Here is a 25,747-nt window from a genome sequence, read left to right on the forward strand (position 1 = left end):
GACGGTGTGATGCGTTCCCGCAGTACGAATCTCCGTACGAAGATCATCGCCCTGCTGGCGTCGCTGACCGCGCTCTGGGCGTTCGCGGCCTGGGTGACCGTGCGCGACGGGTTCAACCTGCTCGGCGTGCAGGCGCTCAACGCCCGGGTGTTCGAGCCGAGCGATCCGCTCTTGCTCGAGTTGCAGAACGAGCGCCGGCTGTCGCTGCGCTACCTGGGTGAGTCCGATCCCGGGCAGTTGCAGGAGTTGCAGGCCCAGCGGGCGCGCACCGACGAGACCGCCACCGCGCTGTGGGAGTCGGTGCAGGACTGGCGTACCGAGGTGCCGGCCAGCGACGAGCTGGAGCAGCGGCTCGCCGAGCTGAAGACCGAGCTGGGTCAGCTCGCCCAGGTCCGCGACGAGGTCGGCCGCAAGACCATCGACCGGACCGCGACGTTGGCGGCCTACGACGAGGCGGTCGACGGCATCTTCGCCGTCTTCGACGCCCTCGGCGGCCTCGACGACGACCAGATCGCCCGGGACACCGCCGCGCTGATCGACCTGAACCGCTCCCGGGAGCTGCTGTCCCAACAGGACGCCCTGCTCACCGGCGCGGTCTCGGCCAACCGGCTGACCGTCGCCGAGCAGACCGCGTTCGCCCGGCTGGTCGGCGCCCAGTGGTTCCTCGCCGACCGCACCGCCCGGGAACTCGCCCCGACCGACCGGGTCCGCTACCAGCAGATGATCGACGGGGAGGCGTTCGTCGCGCTCCGGACCCTCCAGGACCGGGTGCTGGCGGCCAAGGGTGAGGACGTGCGCCCGCCGATCACCGCCGCGGCCTGGCGGGCCGCCGCCGAGCCGGCGATGGCCGACCTGCGCGAGGTGATCCTCGCCGGTGGTGAGGACATCGTCGCCCGGGCCACCCCGGTCGCCATCGGCGTCATCGTCCGGCTGGTCCTCGCCGCCGGTCTCGGCCTGATCGCCGTCGTCGCGTCCGTGATCGTCTCGATCACCACGGCCCGGTCGCTGGTCCGGCAGCTCGAACGGCTGCGCGGGGCCGCCATCCGGCTGGCCGACGAGCGGCTGCCCAGCGTGGTGGAGCGACTGGGTCACGGCGAGGAGGTGGACGTCGCCCGGGAAGCGCCGCCGTTGCAGTTCGGCGACGACGAGATAGGCCAGGTCGGCAGGGCCTTCAACCGGGTGCAGGAGACCGCCGTCCGCACCGCCGTCGAGCAGGCCGAGCTGCGCCGCAGCGTCCGCGACGTGTTCCTCAGCCTGGCCCGGCGCACCCAGGCGCTGGTGCACCGCCAGCTCACCCTGCTCGACGCCATGGAACGCCGGGAGCACGACGCCGAGGAGCTGGAGGACCTGTTCCGGGTCGACCACCTGGCCACCCGGATGCGGCGCAACGCGGAGAACCTGATCGTGCTCTCCGGCTCGACCCCGGGCCGTGCCTGGCGGCGCAACGTGCCGATGGTCGACGTGGTGCGGGGCGCGGTCGCCGAGGTCGAGGACTACACCCGGGTGACCGTGCGACCGCTCGGCCCGGTGTCGCTGACCGGCCGGGCCGTCGGTGACGTGATCCACCTGCTGGCCGAGTTGATCGAGAACGGCCTCTCCTTCTCCCCGCCGCAGACCACCGTGGAGGTGCGCGGTCAGCTCGTCGGCAACGGCTTCGCCATCGAGATCGAGGACCGTGGCCTCGGCATGAGCGGCGACGAGCTGGCCGCCGCCAACGCGCGCATCGTCGACCGGTCCGAGCTGAACCTGGCGGACGCGGCCCGGCTCGGCCTGTTCGTGGTCAGCCGGCTCACCGAGCGGCACGGCGTGAAGGTCCAGCTCCGGGAGTCCGCGTACGGCGGCACGACCGCGGTGGTGCTGATCCCGCGCGAACTGATCACCGTGGACGGCGACGACCCGGGCGGATCCGCCGACCTGACGGCGGGCCCGGTCGCGCCGGCGCTGCCGCCGGCCGCGCCACCCGCCGCCGACCCGGTCGCGGCCCCGACCACCGAGGCCGGTGACGCCGCGACCGAGCCGACCGAGCCGACCGAGCCGACCGACGACGGTACGACCGCGGCCGAACCGGAACCGCAGGCGCCTCGGCTGACTCCCTCCGGGCTGCCGGCCCGTACCCGCAAACGGCAGCCCGCGGTCGCCGCGCCGACCGCGGAGCTGGCCGTGGTCGAACCCCCCGGGCCGGCGGTCGGGACCGAGGAGGTCCCGGCGGTGACCGACGCCGGGTTGCCGGTCCGGGTACGCCAGGCCAGCCTCAATCCGGAGCTGCGCAACGACCAGAGCGAGGCGGAGGACGACGGGGCGGACGACACGGCGCGCCCGCCGGAGCAGGTGCGCCGGATGATGAGCTCCTACCAGAGCGGCACGCGACGCGGCCGCACCGACGCGGCGCGCCTGCTCGGCGGGGCGCGTGGGGCCGGCGGCGCGCCCGCCGACGAGAACGAGCAGGCCACCTGACCGGGGCCGTCGACGCGACGGGACCGGGACGAGAACGGCACACCAGCCGGGGAGAAGAGGACGACGAGTGGCGCAGAAGACGGCTTCGAGCGCGGATCTGGCGTGGCTGCTGGATGACCTGGTCGGCCGGGTCAAGCAGGCGGAACACGCCGTGGCGCTCTCCACGGACGGACTGCTGATGGCCTCGTCCCGCGGCCTGAGCCGGGACGACGGCGAGCACCTGGCGGCCATGGCGGCGGGCATCCAGAGCCTGGCCCGCGGGGCGGGCAAGCGGTTCGGCGGCGGTCAGGTGCAGCAGACCATCATCGAGATGCAGTCCTCCTTCCTCTTCGTCACCGCGGCCGGCCGCAACGCCTGCCTGGCGGTGCTGGCGGCGGAGGACGCGGACGTCGGCCTGATCGCGTACGAGATGGCCATGCTGGTCACCCGGGTCGGCCGGTTCGTGGCATCACCGACCCGGGAACAGCCCCTCGGCGAGAACACGGCGCGATGACCGGCCCGGGGGAGTCCGCGGAGCAGGAGTGGGTGGACGACCACGCCGGCCCGGTGGTGCGCCCGTACGCCGTGACCGGAGGCCGGGCCCGCCCGGTCACCGGGACGTTCGACCTGATCTCCCTGGTCAGCGCGACCCGCACGGATGTGGGGTCGGAGTCCGGGCTCGGCCCGGAGCACGTGGCGATCGTCGGCCTCTGCCAGCGGATCCAGTCCGTGGCCGAGATCGCCGCCCATCTCAACCTGCCGGTGGGCACGGTCCGGGTCCTCCTCGGAGACCTCGCCGCCCGCAGCCTGGTGCAGGTACGCGAGCCGCGCGCCACCCCCGCCGGCCTTCCCGACGAGCACGTTTTCGAGGCGGTAATCAATGGACTACGGGCGCTCTGAGCGGCCGGCGGGAGCGGCGCCGCTGCCCACCGCGATCAAGATCCTGATCGCCGGCGGGTTCGGCGTGGGCAAGACCACCCTGGTCGGCGCGGTCAGCGAGACCCGGCCGCTGCGCACCGAAGAGGTGCTGACCGAGACCGGCATCGGCATCGACGACCTGTCCGGTGTGGAGGAGAAGTCGACGACCACCGTGGCGATGGACTTCGGCCGCATCACCATCAGCGACGACCTGGTGCTCTACCTGTTCGGCACGCCCGGGCAGGACCGGTTCTGGTTCGTCTGGGACGAGCTGGCGCTCGGCGCCCTCGGCGCGGTGGTGCTCGCCGACACCCGCCGGCTGGCCGACTGTTTCCCGTCGATCGACTACTTCGAGGGCCGGGGCACGCCGTTCGTGGTGGCGGTGAACTGCTTCGAGGGCGCCCGGACGTTCCGGCTCGACGAGGTGCAGGCGGCGCTGGACCTGGACCCGGGCGTGCCGGTGGTGCTGTGCGACGCGCGGGAGCGGGACTCGGCCAAGGAGGTGCTGATCACGCTGCTGGAGCACGCCATGAAGCTGCGTGAGGCGCGCCGTCGGGCCGCCGGCGACTGACTGTCACCACTCGGCGGTTGGCCCCTACTTTCCCGCGATATACCGCAGAGTCATGACTATGACGCTGAGGTATATCGCTAGCCGCGGCTCCTGCCGGCGGGTGCCGACGCGCCGCAGCAGCGCCGTGCGTCCGGTGCGCGAGCACCGGGCCGGCCTGGGCCGGCAGGTCGTGAGAGCCTGGCGCACATGACCGAGGTGACCGTCCGGGCGATGTCCACGCAGGAGTTCGACCACTGGCAGCACGAACTCGCCGCCGGTTACGCCCGGGAACAGGTCGCCGCCGGCAACTGGCCGGCCGAGGAGGCGCTCGACCGGGCCCGGGCGGCCAACGCCACCCTGCTACCCCGGGGCATGGCCACCCCCGACATGCTCTTCCTGATCGGCGAGACGGCCGACGGATCCCCGGTCGGCCACCTGTGGATCGGCCTGACCCATCCGCGTGGCGTCCCGGACTGTGCCTTCCTCTACGACATCGAGGTGTCGCCCGAGCGGCGCGGCGCGGGCCTGGGCCGGGCGCTGCTCGCCGCGGGGGAGACGGCGGCCCGGGAGCGGGGCGCCCGGGCGCTCGAACTCAACGTCTTCGGCGCCAACGAGCGGGCCGCGTCGCTCTACCGGACGTCGGGCTATCGCGTGGTCACCCAGCACATGCGCAAGGACCTTCTCGCCTAGCGGGCGCCGGCATCGAGGGCGGACCGCTCCACCCGCCGACGGTGGCTCCGCCACCAGGAGTCGTCGACGTCGGGCAGGTTGTCGAGCTGTGGCAGCAGCCCGGCCGTGCCGTCGATGAGCTCGCGCACGATGTCGGCGTGGCCGGCGTGCCGTTGGGTCTCCGCGACGACGTGGACCAGAACGGCGTGCAACGTGACCGTCGCGTCGCCCCACCACGGCACCACGCCGGTGTCATCGAGCGCCAGGGCCTCGATGGTGGCGTCGGCGTGGGCACACGCGCGACGGTACAGGTCGACGATCTCCTCACGGGTCTCGTCGGCGGTCACCCACATGTCCGCGTTGGGTTCCGCTGACGCGTCGGCGTACGGCAGTTCCTCCGCGAAGGGGCGGCCGAACACGATCCCGAAATAGCGGCTCTCCCACACCGCCGCGTGTTTCACCAGACCGAGCAGGTTGGTGGCGGTCGGGGTCAGCGGACGCCGTACGTCGTACTCGCCGAGCCCGTCGAGCTTCCACAGCAGCGCGTCGCGGCCGCCCCTGAGGTAGGTGTGCAGATCCGCCTTCATGGCCGCCACTATGGCATTCGGCCCGAGCCGGCGCTGTCCCCTGCCGAGGACCTAGAGGCGGGTGGCGGTGCGGACCAGCGCCGCCAGGGCGCGCGACCGGCTGTGCGGCGGCCACGCGATCACGGTGGTCACCGCGGGCGCGTCCGGCACCGGCACGGCGGCCAGATCGGGGCGCAGCAGGGGCCGGCACGACTCCGGCAGCACCGCCGCGGCCCGGCCGAGCGCGATGAGCTGGAACAGCTGGGCGTGCTCCCGGACCTGAGGGCCCGGACCCTCGGGATAGGTGCCGTCGCGCTGCGGCCAGCGCGGCAACGGCAGGTCGGGCAGCGCCTCGACGTCGGCCAGCCGCAGCTGCGTCCGGCCGGCCACCGGATGCCCCGCCGGCACCACCGCCACCTGCTGCTCCGTCACCAGCGCCTCGGTGTCCAGCCCGGCGGTCGAGTCGAACGGGAGGTGCAGCAGCGCCACGTCGGCCCGTCCGTCGCGCAGCAGCCGCTCCTGCTCGCCGATGCCGCACAGCAGCACCTCCACGGCCACCGCCTCGGGCTCCGCGGCGTACGCGTCGAGCAGTTTCGGCAGCAACTCGTGGGCCGCGCCCGCCTTGGTGGCCAGGACCAGGCCGGGACCGCCGTCCGCGGCGGCGCGACGGGTCCGGCGGTCGGCGGCCGCCACCGCGTCCAGGGCGGCCCGTCCCTCGCGCAGCAGCACCGCGCCCGCCGGGGTCAGCGCCACGGCGCGGTGGTCGCGGTCCAGCAGCGTCACCCCGAGCCGCCGTTCGAGCTGGCGGATGGCCCGGGACAGCGGAGGCTGGGCGATCCCGAGGCGACGGGCGGCACGGCCGAAGTGCAGCTCCTCGGCGACCGCGACGAAGTAGCGCAGCTCCCGGGTCTCCACCCGGCCACCGTACCCCCGGATCGATACCCGGCGGGTATCGCACGCTACCGAGACGGTGTTGGCCGCCCGATCGCGGCGCGACCAGGATCGACCGCATGAGCGAACGCACCGTCGCGCTGGTCACCGGCGCGAACAAGGGAATCGGGTACGAGATCGCGGCCGGCCTGGGGGCGCTCGGCTGGCGGGTGGGGGTCGGCGCCCGGGACGAGGGGCGCCGGGAGACCGCCGTGGCGACGCTGCGCGCGGCCGGCGTGGACGCGTTCGGCGTACCGCTGGACGTGACCGACGACGCGAGCGTGACCGCCGCCGCGCGCCTGCTGGAGGAGCAGGCCGGCGGTCTCGACGTGCTGGTCAACAACGCGGGCGTGACCGGTGGGATGTCGCAGCAGCCCGGCGGCGCCGACGTGGCGACCGTGCGGGCGGCGGTGGAGGTCAACGTGATCGGCGTGGTCCGGGTCACCGAGGCGACGCTGCCGCTGCTGCGCCGCTCGGCGTCGCCCCGGATCGTCAACATGTCCAGCGGCGTCGGCTCGCTCGCCCGGCAGAGCGCCTCCGCCGGCGAGCAGCAGACCGGGCCGCTGTCCGTCGCCTATGCGCCGTCGAAGTCGATGCTCAACGCGGTGACCATCCAGTACGCCCGGGCGCTGGCCGACACGAACATCCTGGTCAACGCCGCCTGCCCCGGCTTCACCGCGACCGACCTGAACGGTTTCCGCGGGGTGCGCACGCCGCAGCAGGGCGCGGCGGTCGCGATCCGGTTGGCGACGCTGCCCGACGACGGGCCGACCGGCGGCTTCTTCGAGGACGCGGGCGTGGTGCCGTGGTGACCGGCCCGGTCAGCACCACATGACCGGGTTGCCGGTGGCGACCGACGCGGCGCACACCCTATGTGGCGACCGGCCGCGGTCGTGGCCCTGGCGGGACGGGCGTGCCATCATCGGCGGCGTGGCCACGCAGTCCCGGCACCTCAGTGTGCACATCGACCGTCCGGTCGCGGAGGTCTACGCGTTCGCGTCCGACCCGGCCAACCTGCCCCGCTGGGCGCCCGGCCTGGGTGGCTCGGTGACGCGCGAGGGCGGGCACTGGTACGTCGAGACGGCCGAGGGGCGGGCGGCACTGACGTTCGCGCCGGCCAACGACTACGGCGTGCTCGATCACGAGGTGCGGACGCCGTCCGGCGAGACGGTGTACGTGCCGCTGCGCGCCATCGCCGACGGCGACGGCACCGAGGTGGTGTTCAGCCTCCGGCGGGGACCGGGCATGAGCGACGCCGACTTCGCGCGGGACACCGCGCTGGTCGAGGCCGACCTGGCCCGGCTCAAGGCCGTGCTGGAGTCGGCCGGTTGGAACGGCGAGGCGTCGATGGGGAAGAGGAACGGTCCCCGATCCTGACGCGGTCGATGCTCGGCCTGGAGCCCGGCACCGCGAGCACGGTCGAGACCACCACCGTCGACGAGGCAGCGACTGCTCCCCGGACGCAGCGGCGAAGGGGTCTCCCGTCGGGCAGGGCAAGCTTGCCGCCCACCTCCGCGCTGCCCGGTCATGGCGCCACCCGTTCGCCGGCGCAGCCGGCTCGCGGGTGCGCCACGTGCCTGGGGTGACCCGCTCAGCGGTGGGTCGACGTCACGAACCGGGTCCACGCCGCCGGGCTGAAGGTGAGCACCGGACCGGCCGGGTCCTTCGAGTCGCGGACGCCGACCACGCCGGGCAGGTTGCCGGCGACCTCGACGCAGTTGCCGCCGTTGCCGCCGCTGCGGGTGCTCTTGCGCCACCGGGCGCCGTTCAGGTCCATGCCGCCGCCGCTTCCCTCAGCAGTTCCAGGGTCCGCGTGCGGGGGAGTGCCTCGCCCCGGATGCGTTCCCACCGACGCTCCAGGGTAGCAATCTCCGAGGGCTGCTCGATGATCTGCGCGCGGGCCTGGCTGTCCACATGCGCCACCCGGTTGCCGTCGCGCAGCTCCGCGATGACGAACGGCCCGTCCAGGCCGGGATAGGTCGGCGTGTCCGCCGGAACCACGTGAAGCTGCACGTTCGGCAGTTCGGCGCAGGCGAGCAGGTGGGTCACCTGCGCGGCCATCAGTGCCCGGTCGCCGGCGGCGGCGCGGCGCAGCACCTGCTCGTCGAGCACCACGACGTACTGCGGCCCGCGCGCGGGTGAGGATGCCCTGCCGGTCCAGCCGGGCGGTGACCAGGTCGGTGACCTCCTGAGATAAAAGGAAGGGCCCCTTATTAACGCCTGGGGTAGAGGAAGGGCCCCTTTTTAACAGCGAGCTGTTAAAAAGGGGCCCTTCCTTACATCCAAGGTCAGCTGGCGATCATGCGGCGCAGCACGTACTGCAGGATGCCGCCGTGCCGGTAGTAGTCCGCCTCACCCGGCGTGTCGATGCGGACCACGGCGTCGAACTCCACGCCGGTGTCGGTGGTGACCTTCACCGTGCGCGGGGTGTCGCCGTCGTTCAGCGCGGTGACGCCGCTGATCGAGAACGTCTCCGTGCCGGTCAGGCCCAGCGACTCGGCGGTGGTGTCCACCGGGAACTGCAGGGGCAGGACGCCCATGCCGATCAGGTTCGAGCGGTGGATCCGCTCGTACGACTCGGCGATGACCGCCTTCACACCCAGCAGCATGGTGCCCTTGGCCGCCCAGTCACGCGACGAGCCCGAGCCGTACTCCTTGCCGGCCAGGATGACCAGCGGGACGCCCGCCTCCTGGTAGGCCATCGAGGCGTCGTAGATCGAGGACTGCTCGCCGGTGAGGTGGTTGACCGTGAAGCCGCCCTCCACACCCGGGACGAGCTGGTTGCGCAGCCGGATGTTGGCGAACGTGCCCCGGATCATCACCTCGTGGTTGCCCCGGCGGGAGCCGTACGAGTTGAACTCGTGCCGGGCCACGCCGTGCTCGGCCAGGTACGTGCCGGCGGGGGAGTCCGCCTTGATCGAGCCGGCCGGGGAGATGTGGTCGGTGGTCACCGAGTCGCCCAGCTTGGCCAGCACCCGCGCGTCGGCGATGTCCTGCACCGGGGTCGGCTGCTGCTGCATGCCCTCGAAGTACGGGGGCTTGCGCACGTAGGTCGACTCGCCGTCCCAGGAGAACGTGTCACCGGTCGGGGTCGGCAGCGACTGCCAGCGCTCGTCGCCGGCGAACACGTCGGCGTACGCGGAGCTGAAGCCGGTCGCGCCGATCGCCGAGGCGATGACGTCCTGGATCTCGGCGGTGTTCGGCCAGATCTCCCGCAGGTACACCGGGTTGCCCTGCGAGTCCTCGCCGATCGGCTCGTTGGCCAGGTCGATGTCCATGGTGCCGGCGAGCGCGTACGCGACCACCAGCGGCGGGGACGCCAGGTAGTTCATCTTGACGTCCGGGTTGATCCGGCCCTCGAAGTTGCGGTTGCCGGAGAGCACCGAGACGACGGCCAGGTCGCCCTCGTTGACGGCGGCGGAGACCTCCTCCGGCAGCGGGCCGGAGTTGCCGATGCAGGTGGTGCAGCCGTAGCCGACCAGGTTGAAGCCGAGCTTCTCCAGGTACGGCGTGAGGCCGGAGCGGTCGTAGTAGTCCATGACGACCTTCGAGCCCGGGGCCAGGGTGGTCTTCACCCACGGCTTGCGGGCCAGGCCCTTCTCCACCGCGTTGCGGGCCAGCAGCGCGGCGCCGATCATCACCTGCGGGTTCGAGGTGTTGGTGCAGGAGGTGATCGCGGCGATCACCACGGCGCCGTGGTCCAGCTCGTACTCGACGCCGTCGGCGCCCGTCACGCGTACCGGGTTGGTGGCCCGGCCGCCCGCGCCCACGGCGGCGGTCTCCAGGTCGCGCGGCGCGTCCGCCGGGTCGTTGACGCCGTTGGCCGGGGCATCGCTGGCCGGGAAGGACTCGGCGCTGGCCTCGTCGGCCGGACCGTCGGTGCCGAACGGCTTCTCCTGCTGCGGCACGCCGGGCTTGCGACCCGGGTCGCCGCCGGTCTCGTCGGCGGCCACGTAGTCGGTCAGCGCCGAGCGGAACAGCGTCTTGGCGCTGCCCAGCGGCACCCGGTCCTGCGGGCGCTTCGGGCCGGCCAGGGACGGCTCGATGGTGCCGAGGTCCAGCTCCAGGCGCTCCGAGTACTCCGGCTCGCGCGCCGGGTCGTGCCAGAGGCCCTGCTCCTTGGCGTACGCCTCGACCAGCGCGACCTGAGACGCGTCGCGGCCGGTCAGCTCCAGGTAGCGGACGGTCTCGGCGTCGATCGGGAAGATCGCCACGGTCGAGCCGTACTCCGGCGACATGTTGCCGATGGTGGCGCGGTTGGCCAGCGGCACCGCGCTCACGCCCGGGCCGTAGAACTCGACGAACTTGCCGACCACGCCGTGCTTGCGCAGCATCTCGGTGATGGTGAGCACCAGGTCGGTGGCGGTGGTGCCGGCCGGCATCTCGCCGGAGAGCTTGAAGCCGACGACGCGCGGGATCAGCATGCTGACCGGCTGGCCGAGCATCGCGGCCTCGGCCTCGATGCCACCGACGCCCCAACCCAGCACGCCCAGGCCGTTGACCATGGTGGTGTGCGAGTCGGTGCCGACGACCGTGTCCGGGTACGCCTGGCCGTTGCGCTCCATGATCGTACGGGCCAGGTACTCGATGTTGACCTGGTGCACGATGCCGGTGCCCGGCGGGACGACCTTGAACTCGTTGAACGCGGTCTGGCCCCAGCGCAGGAACTGGTAGCGCTCCTTGTTGCGCTCGTACTCCAGCTCGACGTTGCGCTCGAAGGCGTCCTCGCGGCCGAACAGGTCGGCGATGACGGAGTGGTCGATGACCAGCTCGGCCGGGGCGAGCGGGTTCACCTTGGTGGCGTCGCCGCCGAGGTCGCGGACCGCCTCGCGCATGGTGGCCAGGTCGACGACGCAGGGCACACCGGTGAAGTCCTGCATCAGCACCCGGGCCGGGGTGAACTGGATCTCCACGCTCGGGTCGGCGGTGGGGTCCCACGCGCCGAGCTGCTGGATGTGGTCGGCGGTGATGTTCGCGCCGTCCTCGGTCCGCAGCAGGTTCTCCAGCAGGATCTTCAAGCTGTAGGGCAGCCGATCGTGGCCCTCCACCTTGTCGATCCTGAAAATCTCGTAGCTCGCGTCTCCGACGCGTAGCTGGGTCTTCGCACCGAAGGTGTCGAGGCTCGCCACGTCGTACTCCTTCACACCAGCGACCGTGAGTAGTCCTGAGCAGTTTGTCGCACCGACCGGGGCGCCGCCGTGCTTAGGCGACACTTACCTACGTCGGTCTCTACAAAACCGTACGTCCGTCTTGCTATTCGCGCAACCTCGTGTCAGCGTGCGGGACGCGGTGGGCTCCCGGCCGGCGACGGGTCCGCACGTGTCCTTCGGGCCCTCGGGAGGCGACGTCGCGCGGGTAGGGTCGGTGCGTGGTCGACGTGCAGCACTGGCTCTCCGCGCTACCCCCGGGCGTGATCTACCTGATCGTGGGCGGGGTGATCGGCGTCGAGAGCATGGGCATCCCACTGCCCGGCGAGATCGTGCTGGTCAGCTCCGCCCTGCTCGCCGCCACCGGGGTGGTCCAGCCCGAGTGGGTGGCCATCGCCGCCGCGACCGGCGCGATCGTCGGCGACTCCATCGGGTACGCGGTGGGCCGCCGCGGCGGCCGGCCGCTGCTCGAACGGCTGGGCCGGCGCTTCCCCAAGCACCTCGGCCCGGCGCACCTGGCCCGCGCCGAGCAGAGCTTCGCCCGCCACGGTGTCTGGGCGGTCTTCTTCGGGCGGTTCGTCGCGCTGCTGCGCATCCTCGCCGGCCCGCTGGCCGGGGCGCTGCACGTGCCGTACCGCCGGTTCCTGGTGGCGAACGCGGCCGGCGGTCTGGTCTGGGCGTTCGGCACCACCTACCTGTTGTTCTCCGTCGGGCGGGCCGCCGAGCACTGGCTCAAGGACATCTCCTGGGCCGGGCTGGTGCTCGCCGTGCTGGCCGGCCTGGTCAGCACCGCGTGGCTGCGCCGCCGCGCGAAGCGGCTGGGCCCGGTCGAGACGCCCGACCAGGCCGAGCCGGTCGGGGCGACGGAACGCTGAGAAAGGGCCCGACCCCCGTGGTGGGGTCGGGCCCTTGCCGTGTTGGTGGGTCAGCTGGTGCTGTAGCCGCGGGTGGCGATCCAGTCGGCGAGGTTGTCGATGCTCATCCGGTAGGTGGCGGTGTTGGGGTTGGCGCTGTCGGCGATGGTGACGGTGTTGCCGTTGTCGCGGTAGCCGATGACGCTGATGTAGTGGCCGCCTTCGAAGGAGTGGGTGGTGTTGTCGGTGTCGGTGGCGGTGCCGGCGATGTTGGCCACGACGGCGCGGCCGTCGTCGATGGTGCGGATGATGTCGGTGCGCAGGGTGTCGGTCTGCTTGTCGTCGGCCTTACGGTCGCTGATTTCGACGGAGCGGTAGGGCTTGCCGGTTTCCTTGTTCAGGACGGGGGTGATGTCGTTGATGCTGTTGGTGCCGTTCTCGGTGGTGCCCATTTCGCGGGCCATGGCGTGGACGTCGATGTTCTTGCCCAGGACGCTGATGGCGTTGCGGGTGGCGGCGGGGCCGCAGTAGTAGAAGTTGGGCTGGGCTTCGTAGCGCACGTCGAGTTCCCGCTCGCCGTGGCCCTTGCGGTCGGCGACCACGGTGGTGGTGTCGGTGGGGGCGGCGTGGGCGGCGATCGCGGGGCCGGCGATGCCACCGGCGGTCGCGGCGATACCAGCAGCGGTCAGCACGGTCTTACGCAGCAGGGTGGTAGCCATGATGGTGCCTCCCAGGGGGGGTGGGGGGGCACGGCACGGGGGTGCCGTGTGAAGAGGGGGGAAGTCTGCAAGTCCGGCGGCCCGACAGGGCGTGCACGGGGCCTGCGCGGCGGCCAGCGGGGTGGCCTGCACGGGCGGCTCAGGGGGATGTAACCACCGGCGGCGGCCGGTCATTCCAACCGGGCGGCCTGCCGGGGTCCGGGGTGTGTAACCACCGGCGGCGGCCGATCATTCCGACCGGGCCGGGCCTGTCGGCTCGGGGGACCGGGGCGGCGCGCGGTCTACCCGGTACAACGCCTGACCCCCGGCACCGATTCCACGCTCACGGTGGCGCCGACCACCACCCAACCCGACACACGCGCTCATGGCACCCAGCCACTGTGCGTGGCGGCTCGCCGAACCGGACATCAGGGCGGTTATCTCCGACCACCTCCGCGTCGACGTCGGCTTCTGGTCGACGGTCCCGAGATCTTGGAAGGTAGCGGCCCTCATGGGGGCCGTTTCCTTCCAAGATCTCGAGGCGTCGCGGGCGGTGATCCTGAGGCGAGCAGCCAACACCCCACACGACCGCAGTTGGCATCCGGCCGGCGGACACCACCGACGGGGGACGTCCGGTGACCCCGCACGGGCCGGGCCGTGCCCTGTCACGCTGCCTATCGAGCTGATGCCGTCAACGACTCACGCTCTCCTCGCGGAAGGGCGCCGACGCCCGGAAGCGACTCACGCTCTCGTCGCGGGCGGGTGCCGACGCCCGGAAGCGACTCACGCTCTCGTCGCGGGCGGGTGCCGACGCCCGGAAGCGACTCACGCTCTGGTCGCGGGCGGGTCCCGGCCCTCCGAGTCGTTTCTGATATCAGCTCGAAAGGCGTCGCGGAGGTGAGTGCTGCGGGCGCGGGCTGTGCCCGATCCGTCCTGGGTGCAGGGGCGGCGACCGAGCAACCGGCCCGGCGTCGCCCGCATTCGGCGGCCGGCTGGCGGACACGCGAATGTCACGGCCCGACGCACCGACAGCAGGCCAGGCTCACCCCGGGGCGTCCCACCCGAGGGTCGGCGCCCGGCACCAGCCACGTCGCCGCGAAGAGCCCCGCCGTGTCGCCGGCATCTCGGCGTCATGGATCGGGACGTCAGGTGAGCAGGTCGAGCAGGGCGTCCCGGGCGGTGCGGACGGCAGTCCGGGATTCCTCGGTGTGGTCCAGAGCGTCGAATCCGTGCCGTCCGTTCGGTACGTTCACCACGCGCATCGGCAAACCCTGTCGCTCGGCGGCGGCGGTGAACGCCGCGACGGTGGAGGCGACCTCGGGTCGGTCCCGCCCGACCCGGGTCAGCACGAGCGTCGGCGGAGCACCGACGGCGGGAACCACACCAGCCGAGCCCCCGCCCGTCGCGCCGGCCCCGCCCGTCGCGCCGGCCCCGCCCGTCGCGCCGGCCCCGCCCGTCGCGCCGGCCCCGCCCGTCGCGCCGGCGGCGCCCGCCGGTCCGGCGGCGTCGGCTGTGGGGGGAGTGGGAGTGGGCGGGATGAGGGCGTCGAGCGGGTGGAAGCGCCGGTCGATCGGAGGCCAGTCGGGCAGGGGTGCCAGCAGCGGGTACGTCGCGGCGAGGCCGCGCAGCCAGCGGGGCGGGTCGCGCAGCCAGTCGCCGAGCAGCAGGCCCGCGCCGGAGAAGAACCACACTGCCAAGCGGTCGCTGTCGACGCGGGGATCGGCCCGGAGCAGGGCGGCGGCGTCGGCGACGCGGGTGGCGACGGTGGTCAGGTCGTCGGGGCTCGCCACGGCGAGCCGAGGGATCGCGACGACCGCGCCTCGGTCGGCGAGCAGGGCGCCGTAGCCGCGGTAGAGCGGCCAGTCCCGGGCGTCCGGCGCCTGCGGAGGGCCGGGGACGCCGTGCACCACCACCACGCCGGGGTGAGGGCCGTCGCCGGCCGGCAGGTGCAGGTCGACGTCACCGTGTCGCTCGGTCGGGGCGGGTGGGGGATCGAGAATAAACTGCGTCTCCCAGAAACTGTTTCCCATCGGACCGATGATAGGGCAGGTCACCGCCGCCCGTAACCCTCCAGTCAGGAGGAGGAAGAAGCCTTCGCGTGCCGCTCGCGCAGCCGGTCCCGGATCTCCTCCGGGGTGTACGCCCGCCGCCGTCGTTCCGCCCGGGCCACGACCACGCCCGTCGCCGCGACGCCGGCGAGACCGGCCAGGCCGAGCAGCTTCCACCACCGCACTCGTTGCCGCATCGGCTTAGGGTAGTCCTCCATGAGCATCAGCCTGGACGAGGCCGTGGAGCTGACCCGCACCGGCGACCTGTGGGTGTTCCGCGGACGCAGCGTGCCCGATCGGGCCATCCAGTTCACCACCAACAGCCCGGTCAACCACGTGGGCATGGCGGTGGTGCTGGACGACATGCCGCCGTTGATGTGGCACGCGGAGCTGGGCCGCTCGCTGCCGGACATGTGGACCGGCACGCACCAGCGCGGCGTGCAACTGCACGACCTGCGCGACGCGGTCTGCGTCTGGGCCAACCGCTACGGCCAGCGGGGCTGGCTGCGTCAGCTCGAACCGCCGGTCGACGCCGCGATGGAGGAGGCGGTGCTGCGTACCGTGGCCCGTCTCGATGGAACGCCCTTCCCGTCGACGGCGCAGCTCGCGTGGCGCTGGGCCCGGGGCCGGGTGCCGCACCCCCGCCGCCGTCCATTCACCCCGGACGGGGGCCCGCCGACGGACGGGAGCGGGTCGACCGAGGGCGGCCGGACCTCCGGCCGCGACCGGGCGCTGGAGACGGCGTACTGCGCGGAGGTGGTCGCGGTGACCTACGAGGCGATGGGGCTGCTGCCCGCCGGCCGGCGCCCCAACTGGTACGACCCGGGGCGGTTCTGGAGCGGCGACGACCTGGCCCTGACCGGCGGCGCGCAGCTCGGCGCGGAGATCGAGGTGCGCATCCCACCCCGCTGACCAGGTTTGCCCGGTCGGCCGGCCGGTAATGAGGAGCCTCGTGACGGCTTCCACCGACCTCGACACGCTGACCGACTTCTTCGACCGGTACGGCGTGGCGCTGACCACCGCCGACGTGCCGGCCATCGCCGGCTGCTACGCCCTGCCCGGGCTGGTGGTCGCCGACACCTACAGCTTCTCGTTCACCTCGCCGGCCGCCGTGGCGCTGAGCTTCGTCGGCGCCGCACCCGACTACCAGGAGCGGGAACTGGTCGCCGCGAACGCCCAGATCGAGGACGTGCAGCAGGTGTCGGCGCTGCTCACCGAGGTGGCGGTGCGGTGGGAGTTCCTGGACAGCCAGGGCGGCGCGGTGCCGGGCGAGCGCTACCGCTACGTGCTGCGGACCACCGACGAAGGCCCGGTGATCTGCACCGTCATCCGCACCGCCTGAACCGCCCCCGGGTGTTAAGCGGGGGCCCCTCCTCTACCGCATGCGTTAAGAAGGGGCCCCTCCTTACCTGTCAGCGGCGGCTGCCGACCCAGCGGTCGGCCTCGGGCGCCGAGTGCAGGCCCGGCTCGTGCAGGCCCTCCTCGGTCACCTGGCCGATCCGGCGGTAGGTGTCCGGCCGGCTGGTCCGCAGCACCGCGCCCCAGATCAGGCCGAGCGCACCGGCGATCACCGGGATCGCTGGCAGCAGCCACTTGAGATAGCTCGCGGTGTCCGGCGCGAGCAGCGCGTCGAAGTTGAACAGCAGCACCAGCAGCACGGCGGTGAGCAGAACCGTGCCGAGTGCCGGGGCGATCGCCCGCTGCCACAGCGTCTCCGGGCCGGAGCGGCCCCGGAAGAAGCCGACGACGGCGGCGGAGGTGAGCGTCATCAGCAGCACGACACCGACCGCGGCCGAGCCGGACAGCCAGGTGAACAGGTCGATGACCGGGTCCCGGCCGGTGACCGCGAACGCCAGGAAGACGACCACGGCCAGCACGCTCTGCACCAGCGAGCCCGCGACCGGAGCGCCGCTGCGGCTGGAGGTGGCGCCGAGGAAGCGGGGCAGGACGTTCTCCCGGCCCAGCGCGAACAGGTAGCGGGCGACGCCGTTGTGGAACGACAGCAGGGCGGCGAGCACGCTGGTGATGAACAGGACGTTGGCGATGTCCGCGACGACCGCGCCGGTGTACTGGTCGAGGGCGCCGAAGACGACGCCCGGCCCGGCCTCGCCGCTGGCCTGCGGCGCGTTCTCCGGCCCGGTGAGCACGGTCAGCGCCCAGGCGGAGAAGGCGTAGAACAGACCGGTGAAGGCGACCGCGATGTAGGTGGCGCGGGCCACCGTGCGCCGCGGGTCCTTCACCTCCTCGCTGTAGATGGCGCCGCTCTCGAAGCCGGTGAAGGAGGCGATGGTGAACGCGAGCACGGCGCCGAACCCGGCCCCGAACAGCTGCCCGGGGCTGATGCCGGCGGTGGTGACGCTGCCGCCGGCCGGGTGGGCGAACGCGACCAGGTCGAAGATCAGCACCACGATGCACTCGAGGACGAGCAGCACCGCCAGCACGCTCGCGTTGAGGTCGATGCGCAGCACGCCGAGCACGCCGATGAAGACCCAGGCCAGCAGCGCCCAGACCCACCAGGCCAGGTCCAGCCCGGCCTTGGCCGACATGAAGTCGGAGACGATGGCGCCGAGCAGCCCGTAGAGGCCGATCTGGATGGCGTTGTACGCGGCCAGCGCGACCGCCGAGCCGGCCACCCCGCCGGCCCGGCCGAGGCCGTTGGCGATGTACGCGTAGAACGCGCCGGCGTTGGCGACGTACCGGCTCATCGCGGCGTAGCCGGTGGCGAAGACCGCGAGGACGGCGGCGAGCAGCACGTAGCCGAGCGCGGCGCCGATGTTGCCGCTGACGGCGTACATGGTGGTGACACCGCCGCCGAGAACGGTCAGCGGGGCCGATGCGGCGACGGTGAAGAAGACGAGATGGGCGGTGCCGAGACGGCCACGGCGCAGCCCACCGTCGGAGAAGAACGGATCGGAGGACAAGGCTTCTCCAGGGGAGGGGGTGAGGGGGTAGAGGTGTCTACTTCGGAACAGCCTGAAGCAGGGTATTGGTGATCACGGATCGTCACAACCCCACTTCGATATCGATTGGGGCGCGCGTGTACGACCGGAATTGAGCTGTGCGTGGTCATGCCGTACCGTCCCGTGTCGACGATCACGGCCACCGTTCGAGGATGGACCATGACCTACCCCGGGGCACAAGCCACGTACCGGCTCGCCGATGCGCTGTTCCTCATCGGACACGACGAGTTCACCGGTAAGCCGCACGTCGCCGTCGACCGGCTGGAGTGCGGGCTGGCCGGTGCCGCGCTCGCCGAGCTGATGTTCGAGGGGCGGATCGCGCTCGACGGTGGCGGCATCGCCGCGGTCGACCCGCGGTTGTGGCAGGAGCCGCTGACCGACCTGCTGATCACCGAGATCCTGCGTCGTGAGGGCGCGCACCCGGCCCGGCTGTGGATCCGCTACCTGCGCACCCAGCTCAACATCAACGAGCGGGTCGGCACCCGGCTGGTCACCGCCGGCGTCCTGCGGCGCGAGCAGGGCAAGCTCATCGGCCGGTCGGTCCGCTGGCCGGCCATCGACCCGAACCAGGCGGCCTCGCCCCGGGTGCGGCTGACCGCCATGCTGATGCACTCGTCCCCGGCTGAGCTGGACCCGGGCACGCTGCTGCTGGCAAGCCTCGCGGAGGCGGTCGGGCTCGCCACGCACATCTTCGACCCGCAGGTGGGCGGCCGGATGCGGGACTGCCGGCGGTTCCTGCCGGCGCAGCTCGACGGGCTGCTCGCCGCCGTGGTCGGCGCGCTCGACGCCAGCACCACGACGGTACGCCGCTGAGGTCCCGCCCCGATGGGCCGGGGCGGGACCGACCCGCTCAGGCGGGGTCGCGCCACATCGGGTAGAGGCTGGGTCCCTCGGGCAGGTCCAGCGTCACCGGGCGGCGCCGGAAGCCGAGCCGCTCGTAGAGCGCGGCGTTGCGCGGAGTGCTGGCCTCGAGGTACGCGGCGGTGCCGGCTCGGTCCAGCTCGGCCAGCCGGTCGCGCAGCAACGCCGATCCGACACCCTTGCCGTGGTGGTCGGGGTGCACGCCGATGAACGGCAGGTACCAGTGCGGCTCGCCGGGATGGTTGGCGGCCATCAGCTCGTCGAGCACGCCGAAGCGCTTCATCGCCTCCGGCCCGATCGCGTTCTCCAGGTCGGCCAGCTCCTCGCCCTCGTCCTCGGCGTGGTCGCCCCCGACCGGCAGCCAGAGCGTGGCGCCCAGACCGTCCCCGGCGACGTGGACCTCACCGGTCCGCAGCGCGAGGGCGACGAACGGCCCGAAGAACGCGGGGTGCACCCGCGCGCGGTGGTCGTCGGCCGGGAAGATCCAGCCGCTCACCGGGTCGCGCATGAACGCCTCGGCGAGGATTGCGGTCACGACGGCGGCGTCCTGCGTGGACGCTCGCCGGATGTTGCCCTGCCACTGAGTCACTGCCACCCGTCCTGCCGGCTGCACGAGCCATTGTGGTCATTGATCGGCGTGCAACGTATCAGGTGCCCTCCGTCGCGCGGCAGGCCCCGGCGAACCGCTCGCCGTACCCCGGTCCCCATGGCTACGCTGGCCCGGCCCGCCGAACGGAGGACCATGTCCCGTACGCGTCGCCCCGGCTCCTCGCCCGGGGCCGCCATCACCTCGTCGCCCTGGATCCTGGTCGCGATCGGGGTCATCGTGATGGTGGTGCTGCTGGTGGTGGCGCTCGGCTCGGTGCGGGGCCGGCGGACGTTCCCGGCGGCCGCGCCGTCGGACCCGGTGATGTCGCTGCCGGGGCTGCCGTCGTCCCCGCCCACCCCCTCCGGCGGCCCGGCCGCCCCGCCGAGCACGGCCGCGCGGCCCGTGGTCCCGGGGCTGTCCCCGCGGTCGACCGTGCTGCCCGCCGCGCCGACGCCGGTCGCGCCGACGAGCAGCCCGCGCGCCGGCGGCCGACCCGCCCCGCCGCCTCCGCCGCCGGCCCCGCCGTCCGCGGTGACCGGCCGGTACGCGGTGGTGAGCACCTTCGACGGCGGTTTCATCGGCGAGGTGCGGCTGGTCAACACCGGCGGCGCGGCGCAGGGTTGGACGGTGCGGCTGACGTTCCCCGGGGGCCGGCTGGTCACGGCCTGGGTGCAGGGTGCCGAGCAGGGCACGTTCGGCTTCGCCGACGACGTGTTCACCTACCGCAGCGGTGTCGACCTGGCCGCGGGCGCGTCGGTGCCGGTGCAGTTCCACATCGAACGGGCGGGCTCCCGTCCGGCGAGCTGCGCGGTCGACGGCGTGACCTGCGCCGGGCTCTGAGCCGGCGGGGCGACCCCACCTGCTTTTGCAAGATGACTGCTTTGTTGCGGCATCGTTTGCAAGGTATTGCAGAATGTTTCGGCAAGGGCTAGCGTGCGGGCGAATCAGCGACCAGAGAAAGGCCGTCGATGAAACCGCCGCCGATATCCCCCAAGGCGCTGCTCGCCCTGGTCTCCTCCCTCGTACTCACCCTCGTCGGCGTTCCGGTGGCCCTCCACCAGCTGAACGCCGACGGCGCCGACCGCGCCACCACCCCCGACGTGCTCGCGGCCGGAAACGCCCCGCAGTGGGACCGCGAGCCGTCCGCCGACACGCTGCTCAAGGCCGGCCGGACCACCGCCAAGGCGGAGCAGTTCTACTTCGTGCTGCCGGACCGCTTCGCCAACGGCGACAAGCGCAACGACACCGGCGGCCTCCGTGGCGACCGGCTCGCCACCGGCCTGGACCCGAAGGACAAGGGCTTCTACCACGGCGGCGACCTCAAGGGCGTCATCGACAAGATGGACTACATCCAGGGGATGGGCACCACCGCCATCTGGCTGGCGCCGATCTTCAAGAACCGGCCGGTGCAGGGCACCGGCGCCGACGTCTCGGCCGGCTACCACGGCTACTGGATCACCGACTTCACCCAGGTCGACCCGCACTTCGGCACCAACGCGGAGCTGAAGAAGCTGGTGGACCTGGCGCACCGGCGCGGGATCAAGGTCTACCTCGACATCATCGTCAACCACACCGCCGACATCATCCGGTACGCCGAGGACAAGTACGGCTACGTGGACAAGAAGACCGCGCCGTACACGGACACGCGGGGGCGGGCCTTCGAGGACCGCAACTACGCCGACGGCACGCGGAAGTTCCCGGCGGTGGACTCGACGTCGTTCCCGTACACCCCGACGTTCGCCAGCCCGGCCGACGCGAAGGTCAAGGTCCCGGCGTGGCTCAACGACCCGACCATGTACCACAACCGCGGCGACTCCACCTTCGCCGGTGAGAACAGCGAGTACGGCGACTTCTTCGGCCTCGACGACCTGTGGACCGAGCGTCCCGAGGTGGTGCGGGGCATGACCGACATCTACGGCCAGTGGATCGGCAAGGCCGGTGTCGACGGCTTCCGCCTGGACACGGTCAAGCACGCCAACCTCGACTTCTGGCCGCAGTTCACCCGGGGCATCGACGCCTACGCGGCGAAGGCCGGCAAGAAGGACTTCTTCATGTTCGGCGAGGTCTACAGCGCCGACCAGGCGATCGAGTCGACCTACGTGCGGCAGGGCGGCCTGCCCGCCACGCTCGACTTCTCGTTCCAGGAGGCCGCGCGCGGGTACACCGCCGCCGACGGCTCGGCCAAGGCGCTCGCCGACGTGTACGCCAAGGACGACCTCTACTCCGCCCGCGACACGAACGCGAACCGGCTCACCACGTTCCTCGGCAACCACGACATGGGCCGGATCGGCTCGTTCATCGCCGCGGCCGGCGGGGACGACGCCGCCCAGCTGCGCCGAGACCAGCTCGCCCACCAGCTGATGTTCCTCACCCGCGGTCAGCCGGTGGTCTACTCCGGCGACGAGCAGGGCTTCACCGGCCCCGGTGGGGACAAGGACGCCCGCCAGGACATGTTCGCCTCGCGCACGGCGGACTACCTCGACGACGACCTGATCGGCACCACCCGCACCCACGCCGTGGACCAGTACGACACCCGGCACCCGCTCTACCGGACCATCGCCGAGCTGGGCAAGCTGCGGGCCGCGCACCCGGCGCTGCGCGACGGCGTCCAGGTCACCCGCCACGCCGCCGACGGCCCGGGCGTCTTCGCGTTCTCCCGCGTCCTTCCGTCCGATCGGGTGGAGTACGTCGCGGCGGTGAACAACGCCTCGACCCCGCAGACTGTCACCGTGGACACGTGGTCGGCCGGCACCCGCTTCACCGGCGTGTACGGCGGCGCCGCCACCGCCACGGCCGGCGGCGACGGCAAGCTGAGCCTCACCGTGCCGGCGATGTCGGCCGTGGTGCTCAAGGCCGACCGGGCCATCCCGGCGGCCGGCGCGGCCCCGCGGATCACGCTCAGCGAGCCGGGTGACGCGCCGGTGCCCACCCGGACCGCGATCACCGCCCAGGTCGAGGGCGACCCGCTGGCCACCGTCACGTTCGCCGCCCGGGTCCCCGGCGGCAGGTGGACGCTGCTGGGCACCGCCGACCGGGCCCCGTACACGGTGCACCACGACCTGACCGGCCTGGCCGGCGGCACGAAGGTCGAGTACAAGGCGGTGGTCCGCGACGGCAAGGGCCGGACCGCCACCGCCCGCACCACCGGCACCGTCGGCACGCCGGCCCAGGGCGCGTCCCGGGACTGGGCGATCGTGCACTACCAGCGCCCGGCCGGTGGGTACGACGACTGGGGGCTCTACGCCTGGGGGGACATCGACCCGGCGTACGCCACCGAGTGGCCGAAGGGGCAGCCGTTCGCCGGTGAGGACTCGTACGGCCGGTTCGCCTGGGTGAAGCTCAAGCCGGGCGCGAAGTCGGTCGGCTTCCTCGTGGTCGACAAAGACGGCAACAAGGACGTGGCGAACGACCGCACCATCGACGTGACCCAGACCGGCGAGGTCTGGGTGAAGCAGGGCGACCCGACGCTCTACCCGACCCGGCAGGCCGCCACCGGCGAGCCCGACCCGCCGGTCGACCAGGGCACCGCGGTCATCCACTGGCGCAAGGCCGACGGCAACTACGACGGCTGGGGCCTGCACCTGTGGGACGGCGCGGCCAACCCGACCGACTGGGCGGCCCCGCTCAAGCCGGAGAAGATCGACGCCTACGGCGCGGTGTTCCGGGTGCCCCTCGCCGCCGGCGCGACCGGGCTGAGCTACATCTTGCACAAGGGCGACGAGAAGGACCAGCCGGACGACCAGCGGCTGGACCTGACCGCCGTCGGGCACGAGGTCTGGCTGCTGGCCGGGGTCAAGGGTCGGCTGCTGCCGGCCGCCACCACCGGCGCCGCCAAGGACCTCGACCTGACCAAGCAGAAGGCGCAGTGGATCGACCGGTCCACCGTCGCCTGGGCCACCGGACCGACCGACGGCAAGCGGTACGCGCTGGTCGCCGCCCCGGCCGGCGGGATCGGCATCGCCGACGGCGAGCTGACCGGCACGTACACCACGCTGCCGCTGCGGGCGCAGCGCAACGGGCTGACCGAGGCGCAACGGCAGGCGTACCCCCAGCTCTGGACCTATCGCGCGTTCACGCTGGACCGCGCCGACCTGGCCAAGGTGCCGGCGGCGCTGCGCGGGCAGCTCGTGGTCACCGAGCGGGACGCCGAGGGCGCCCTGCTCGGCGCCACCGGGGTGCAGATCCCGGGCGTGCTCGACGACGTCTACGCGGCGGCCACCGGCGCGAAGCTCGGCCCGACGTTCGCCGGCCGGGTGCCCACCCTGGCCGTCTGGGCGCCGACCGCCCGCAAGGTGTCGCTGCAGCTGTTCGACTCGCCGACGGCACAGCCGAGCACGGTGGCGATGAGCCGCAACGACCGCACCGGCGTCTGGTCGGTGCGCGGCACCAAGGCGTGGACCGGCCGCTACTACCGCTACCAGGTCGAGGCCTGGCAGCCGGCGGCGCAGAAGGTGGTCACCGCGTCGGTGACCGACCCGTACTCGGTGGCGCTCGCGCCGAACTCGACGCACAGCCAGATCGTCGACCTGAGCGACCCGGCGCTCGCGCCGGCCGGCTGGTCGAAGCTGCGCAAGCCCGCGGCGGCGCCCGCGTCCAAGGCGCAGATCTCCGAGCTGTCGGTGCGCGACTTCTCGATCGCCGACAGCACGGTCCCGGCGGAGAGGCGGGGCACCTACCTCGCCTTCACCGACCCGAAGACCGCCGGGATGACGCACCTGCGGGCGCTCGGCGACGCCGGGGTCAACTACCTGCACCTGCTGCCCGCGTTCGACTTCGCCACGATCCCGGAGAAGCGAACCGACCAGGCCCGGCCCGCCTGTGACCTGGCGAAGCTGCCGCCGGACTCGGAGGAGCAGCAGAAGTGCGTCGCGGCGGTCGCCGAGACCGACGGCTACAACTGGGGGTACGACCCGCTGCACTACACCGTCCCGGAGGGCGGCTACGCGGTCGACCCGAGCGGCGCGAAGCGCACCACCGAGTTCCGGCAGATGGTCGCCGGGGTGAACCAGGCAGGCCTGCGGGTGGTCATGGACGTGGTCTACAACCACACCTCGGCGGCGGGCACCGACGGAAAGTCGGTGCTCGACCAGGTGGTGCCCGGCTACTACCACCGGTTGCTGGACGACGGCGCGGTCGCCAACTCGACCTGCTGCGCCAACACGGCCCCGGAGCACGCCATGATGGGCAAGCTCGTGGTGGACTCGCTGGTCACCTGGGCCAAGGCGTACAAGGTGGACGGCTTCCGGTTCGACCTGATGGGTCACCACCCGAAGGCGAACATCCTGGCCGTGCGGGCCGCGCTGGACAAGCTCACGCTCGCCCGCGACGGGGTGGACGGCCGGAAGATCCTGCTCTACGGCGAGGGTTGGAACTTCGGCGAGGTCGCCAACGACGCCCGGTTCGTCCAGGCCACCCAGGCCAACATGGCCGGCACCGGGATCGGCACGTTCAACGACCGGCTCCGCGACGCGGTGCGCGGCGGCGGACCGTTCGACGCCAACCCGCGCGTGCAGGGCTTCGCCTCCGGCCTGTTCACCGACCCCAACGGGGACGCGGTGAACGGCTCGGCGGCCGAGCAGAAGGCCCGGCTGCTGCACGGCCACGACCTGATCAAGGTGGGCCTGACCGGCAACCTGCGCGACTACCGGTTCACCGACTCCTCCGGGAAGACGGTCACCGGCGCCCAGGTCGACTACAACGGCTCCCCGGCCGGCTACACGGCGGCGCCGGGCGAGGCGGTCACGTACGTCGACGCGCACGACAACGAGATCCTCTACGACGCGCTGGCGTACAAGCTGCCGCAGGGGACCTCGGCGCAGGACCGGGCGCGGATGCAGGTGCTGGCGCTGGCCACCACCGCGCTCGGGCAGGGCACCGGGTTCGTGACGGCCGGCTCGGAGCGGCTGCGCTCGAAGTCGCTGGACCGCAACTCGTACAACTCCGGTGACTGGTTCAACCAGATCCGCTGGGACTGCGCCCAGGGCAACGGGTTCGGCGCCGGCCTGCCGCCGGAGCAGGACAACAAGGACAAGTGGCCGTACGCGAAGCCGCTGCTGGCCGATCCGAAGCTGGTGCCGGACTGCGCGGCGATCGAGTTGGCCGACGCCCGGTACGCGGAGCTGCTGCGGGTCCGGCGCTCCTCGCCGGTGTTCGGCCTGTCCACCGCCGAGCAGGTGCAGAAGCGGGTCGCGTTCCCGCTGTCCGGGGATAAGGAGACCCCGGGCGTGCTCACCATGACCCTGGACGCCCGCGGGCTGGACGGGAAGTGGAAGTCGGTGACGGTCGTCTTCAACGCCACCCCGGAGACGGCGAAGCAGACCGTGAGCGGTCTGCGCGGGGCGACCGTGGCGCTGCACCCGGTGCTGCGCGACTCGGCCGATCCGGCGCTGCGGACGGCCTCGTTCGACCGGGCCAAGGGCACGTTCACGGTGCCGGCGCGCAGCGTGGCGGTCTTCGTCCAGAGCTGATCCACCAGCGGACCGGCCCCCCTGCCACTCGTGGCAGGGGGGCCGGTCCGTACCCCG

General features: G+C 72.6%; 22 protein-coding genes and 1 pseudogene. 13 read left to right on the plus strand and 10 right to left on the minus strand.

Going from position 1 to position 25,747, the window contains the following annotated elements; translation table 11 throughout:
- Positions 1 to 9: 9 nt before the first annotated feature.
- The 5 genes from GA0070622_RS12370 to GA0070622_RS12390 all read left to right on the plus strand — a co-directional run bounded on the left by GA0070622_RS12370 (position 10) and on the right by GA0070622_RS12390 (position 4,591).
- On the plus strand, positions 10 to 2,454 hold the full coding sequence (locus tag GA0070622_RS12370) for a sensor histidine kinase (protein WP_091573439.1): 2,445 nt from the start codon (positions 10 to 12) through the stop codon (positions 2,452 to 2,454).
- A gap of 67 nt (positions 2,455 to 2,521) precedes the next feature.
- Positions 2,522 to 2,947 carry a roadblock/LC7 domain-containing protein gene (locus tag GA0070622_RS12375; protein ID WP_091573440.1) on the plus strand — a complete coding sequence of 142 codons (426 nt, stop codon included), beginning with the start codon at positions 2,522 to 2,524 and terminating at the stop codon, positions 2,945 to 2,947.
- Positions 2,944 to 3,333 (plus strand): DUF742 domain-containing protein, encoded by a 390-nt coding sequence (locus GA0070622_RS12380; protein ID WP_091573441.1) that lies wholly within the window; start codon positions 2,944 to 2,946, stop codon positions 3,331 to 3,333. Before GA0070622_RS12375 ends, GA0070622_RS12380 begins: the two co-directional genes overlap by 4 nt.
- On the plus strand, positions 3,314 to 3,922 hold the full coding sequence (locus GA0070622_RS12385) for a GTP-binding protein (protein WP_091573442.1): 609 nt from the start codon (positions 3,314 to 3,316) through the stop codon (positions 3,920 to 3,922). The genes GA0070622_RS12380 and GA0070622_RS12385 overlap by 20 nt, the downstream gene beginning before the upstream one ends.
- A 186-nt stretch (positions 3,923 to 4,108) precedes the next feature.
- Entirely contained in the window at positions 4,109 to 4,591 is a 483-nt protein-coding gene (locus GA0070622_RS12390) for a GNAT family N-acetyltransferase (protein WP_091573443.1), read from the plus strand.
- On the opposite strand, the gene GA0070622_RS12395 is transcribed toward GA0070622_RS12390, so the two are convergent.
- A complete protein-coding gene (locus GA0070622_RS12395) occupies positions 4,588 to 5,157 on the minus strand; it encodes a DinB family protein (RefSeq protein WP_091577246.1) in 570 nt (189 codons plus the stop codon). The two genes, GA0070622_RS12390 and GA0070622_RS12395, sit on opposite strands and share 4 nt — an antisense overlap.
- Positions 5,158 to 5,208: 51 nt before the next feature.
- On the minus strand, positions 5,209 to 6,051 hold the full coding sequence (locus GA0070622_RS12400; RefSeq protein WP_091573444.1) for a LysR family transcriptional regulator: 843 nt from the start codon (positions 6,049 to 6,051) through the stop codon (positions 5,209 to 5,211).
- 95 nt (positions 6,052 to 6,146) lie between these two features.
- On the opposite strand from GA0070622_RS12400, the gene GA0070622_RS12405 reads away from it, so the two are divergent.
- A complete protein-coding gene (locus GA0070622_RS12405) occupies positions 6,147 to 6,878 on the plus strand; it encodes an SDR family oxidoreductase (RefSeq protein WP_091573445.1) in 732 nt (243 codons plus the stop codon).
- A 118-nt stretch (positions 6,879 to 6,996) separates the two neighbouring features.
- Entirely contained in the window at positions 6,997 to 7,443 is a 447-nt protein-coding gene (locus GA0070622_RS12410) for an SRPBCC family protein (protein ID WP_091577248.1), read from the plus strand.
- Between the two features lie 214 nt (positions 7,444 to 7,657).
- Here GA0070622_RS12410 and GA0070622_RS12415 read toward each other — a convergent pair whose 3' ends face one another.
- The 3 genes and pseudogenes from GA0070622_RS12415 to GA0070622_RS12425 all read right to left on the minus strand — a co-directional run bounded on the left by GA0070622_RS12415 (position 7,658) and on the right by GA0070622_RS12425 (position 11,210).
- A complete protein-coding gene (locus GA0070622_RS12415; RefSeq protein ID WP_091573446.1) occupies positions 7,658 to 7,843 on the minus strand; it encodes a DUF397 domain-containing protein in 186 nt (61 codons plus the stop codon).
- Positions 7,834 to 8,242 (minus strand): annotated as a pseudogene (locus tag GA0070622_RS12420) (DUF5753 domain-containing protein); the annotation flags it as partial. The gene GA0070622_RS12415 and the pseudogene GA0070622_RS12420, both read right to left, overlap by 10 nt.
- Before the next feature lie 112 nt (positions 8,243 to 8,354).
- Positions 8,355 to 11,210, minus strand: coding sequence for an aconitate hydratase (locus GA0070622_RS12425; protein WP_091573447.1), 2,856 nt, complete (start codon positions 11,208 to 11,210; stop codon positions 8,355 to 8,357).
- 224 nt (positions 11,211 to 11,434) lie between these two features.
- On the opposite strand from GA0070622_RS12425, the gene GA0070622_RS12430 reads away from it, so the two are divergent.
- Entirely contained in the window at positions 11,435 to 12,088 is a 654-nt protein-coding gene (locus GA0070622_RS12430; protein ID WP_091573448.1) for a DedA family protein, read from the plus strand.
- A gap of 50 nt (positions 12,089 to 12,138) precedes the next feature.
- On the opposite strand, the gene GA0070622_RS12435 is transcribed toward GA0070622_RS12430, so the two are convergent.
- The 3 genes from GA0070622_RS12435 to GA0070622_RS32515 form a co-directional block, all read right to left on the minus strand.
- Positions 12,139 to 12,786 (minus strand): C39 family peptidase, encoded by a 648-nt coding sequence (locus tag GA0070622_RS12435; protein ID WP_091573449.1) that lies wholly within the window; start codon positions 12,784 to 12,786, stop codon positions 12,139 to 12,141.
- 1,124 nt (positions 12,787 to 13,910) lie between these two features.
- Positions 13,911 to 14,795, minus strand: a complete 885-nt coding sequence (locus tag GA0070622_RS12440) for a hypothetical protein (RefSeq protein WP_091573450.1) — start codon at positions 14,793 to 14,795, stop codon at positions 13,911 to 13,913.
- 44 nt (positions 14,796 to 14,839) lie between these two features.
- Positions 14,840 to 15,010 (minus strand): hypothetical protein, encoded by a 171-nt coding sequence (locus GA0070622_RS32515; protein WP_172967964.1) that lies wholly within the window; start codon positions 15,008 to 15,010, stop codon positions 14,840 to 14,842.
- Between the two features lie 19 nt (positions 15,011 to 15,029).
- Here GA0070622_RS32515 and GA0070622_RS12445 point away from each other — a divergent pair, with 19 nt between their 5' ends.
- Positions 15,030 to 15,725: a hypothetical protein gene (locus GA0070622_RS12445; protein WP_091573451.1), complete on the plus strand. Its 696-nt coding sequence runs from the start codon at positions 15,030 to 15,032 to the stop codon at positions 15,723 to 15,725.
- A 40-nt stretch (positions 15,726 to 15,765) separates the two neighbouring features.
- Positions 15,766 to 16,155 (plus strand): hypothetical protein, encoded by a 390-nt coding sequence (locus GA0070622_RS12450; protein ID WP_091573452.1) that lies wholly within the window; start codon positions 15,766 to 15,768, stop codon positions 16,153 to 16,155.
- Positions 16,156 to 16,225: 70 nt separating this feature from the next.
- Here GA0070622_RS12450 and GA0070622_RS12455 read toward each other — a convergent pair whose 3' ends face one another.
- Complete coding sequence (locus GA0070622_RS12455; RefSeq protein WP_091573453.1) at positions 16,226 to 17,734, minus strand: APC family permease; 1,509 nt, start codon at positions 17,732 to 17,734, stop codon at positions 16,226 to 16,228.
- Between the two features lie 198 nt (positions 17,735 to 17,932).
- Here GA0070622_RS12455 and GA0070622_RS12460 point away from each other — a divergent pair, with 198 nt between their 5' ends.
- Positions 17,933 to 18,586: a GOLPH3/VPS74 family protein gene (locus GA0070622_RS12460; RefSeq protein WP_091573454.1), complete on the plus strand. Its 654-nt coding sequence runs from the start codon at positions 17,933 to 17,935 to the stop codon at positions 18,584 to 18,586.
- A 37-nt stretch (positions 18,587 to 18,623) separates the two neighbouring features.
- Here the strand turns inward: GA0070622_RS12460 and GA0070622_RS12465 are convergent, their stop codons facing one another.
- Complete coding sequence (locus GA0070622_RS12465) at positions 18,624 to 19,229, minus strand: GNAT family N-acetyltransferase (RefSeq protein WP_245666194.1); 606 nt, start codon at positions 19,227 to 19,229, stop codon at positions 18,624 to 18,626.
- A gap of 147 nt (positions 19,230 to 19,376) precedes the next feature.
- Here GA0070622_RS12465 and GA0070622_RS12470 point away from each other — a divergent pair, with 147 nt between their 5' ends.
- On the plus strand, positions 19,377 to 20,063 hold the full coding sequence (locus GA0070622_RS12470; RefSeq protein ID WP_091573456.1) for a cellulose binding domain-containing protein: 687 nt from the start codon (positions 19,377 to 19,379) through the stop codon (positions 20,061 to 20,063).
- Between the two features lie 128 nt (positions 20,064 to 20,191).
- Positions 20,192 to 25,690, plus strand: a complete 5,499-nt coding sequence (pulA, locus tag GA0070622_RS12475) for a pullulanase-type alpha-1,6-glucosidase (RefSeq protein WP_091573457.1) — start codon at positions 20,192 to 20,194, stop codon at positions 25,688 to 25,690.
- Positions 25,691 to 25,747: the final 57 nt, after the last annotated feature.

The sequence above is a fragment of the Micromonospora sediminicola genome (assembly GCF_900089585.1).
GTDB classification, from domain to species: Bacteria; Actinomycetota; Actinomycetes; order Mycobacteriales; family Micromonosporaceae; genus Micromonospora; species Micromonospora sediminicola.

Bases quoted from the DNA above. Each gene is read 5' to 3' on its own strand.
- GA0070622_RS12385 (WP_091573442.1), top strand. From the start codon at position 3,314: ATGGACTACGGGCGCTCTGAGCGGCCGGCGGGAGCGGCGCCGCTGCCC.
- GA0070622_RS12380 (WP_091573441.1), top strand. From the start codon at position 2,944: ATGACCGGCCCGGGGGAGTCCGCGGAGCAGGAGTGGGTGGACGACCAC.
- GA0070622_RS12415 (WP_091573446.1), bottom strand. From the start codon at position 7,843: ATGGACCTGAACGGCGCCCGGTGGCGCAAGAGCACCCGCAGCGGCGGC.
- GA0070622_RS12395 (WP_091577246.1), bottom strand. From the start codon at position 5,157: ATGAAGGCGGATCTGCACACCTACCTCAGGGGCGGCCGCGACGCGCTG.
- GA0070622_RS12390 (WP_091573443.1), top strand. From the start codon at position 4,109: ATGACCGAGGTGACCGTCCGGGCGATGTCCACGCAGGAGTTCGACCAC.
- GA0070622_RS12445 (WP_091573451.1), top strand. From the start codon at position 15,030: ATGAGCATCAGCCTGGACGAGGCCGTGGAGCTGACCCGCACCGGCGAC.
- pulA (WP_091573457.1), top strand. From the start codon at position 20,192: ATGAAACCGCCGCCGATATCCCCCAAGGCGCTGCTCGCCCTGGTCTCC.
- GA0070622_RS32515 (WP_172967964.1), bottom strand. From the start codon at position 15,010: ATGCGGCAACGAGTGCGGTGGTGGAAGCTGCTCGGCCTGGCCGGTCTC.
- GA0070622_RS12435 (WP_091573449.1), bottom strand. From the start codon at position 12,786: ATGGCTACCACCCTGCTGCGTAAGACCGTGCTGACCGCTGCTGGTATC.
- GA0070622_RS12460 (WP_091573454.1), top strand. From the start codon at position 17,933: ATGACCTACCCCGGGGCACAAGCCACGTACCGGCTCGCCGATGCGCTG.
- GA0070622_RS12405 (WP_091573445.1), top strand. From the start codon at position 6,147: ATGAGCGAACGCACCGTCGCGCTGGTCACCGGCGCGAACAAGGGAATC.
- GA0070622_RS12440 (WP_091573450.1), bottom strand. From the start codon at position 14,795: ATGGGAAACAGTTTCTGGGAGACGCAGTTTATTCTCGATCCCCCACCC.
- GA0070622_RS12370 (WP_091573439.1), top strand. From the start codon at position 10: ATGCGTTCCCGCAGTACGAATCTCCGTACGAAGATCATCGCCCTGCTG.
- GA0070622_RS12470 (WP_091573456.1), top strand. From the start codon at position 19,377: ATGTCCCGTACGCGTCGCCCCGGCTCCTCGCCCGGGGCCGCCATCACC.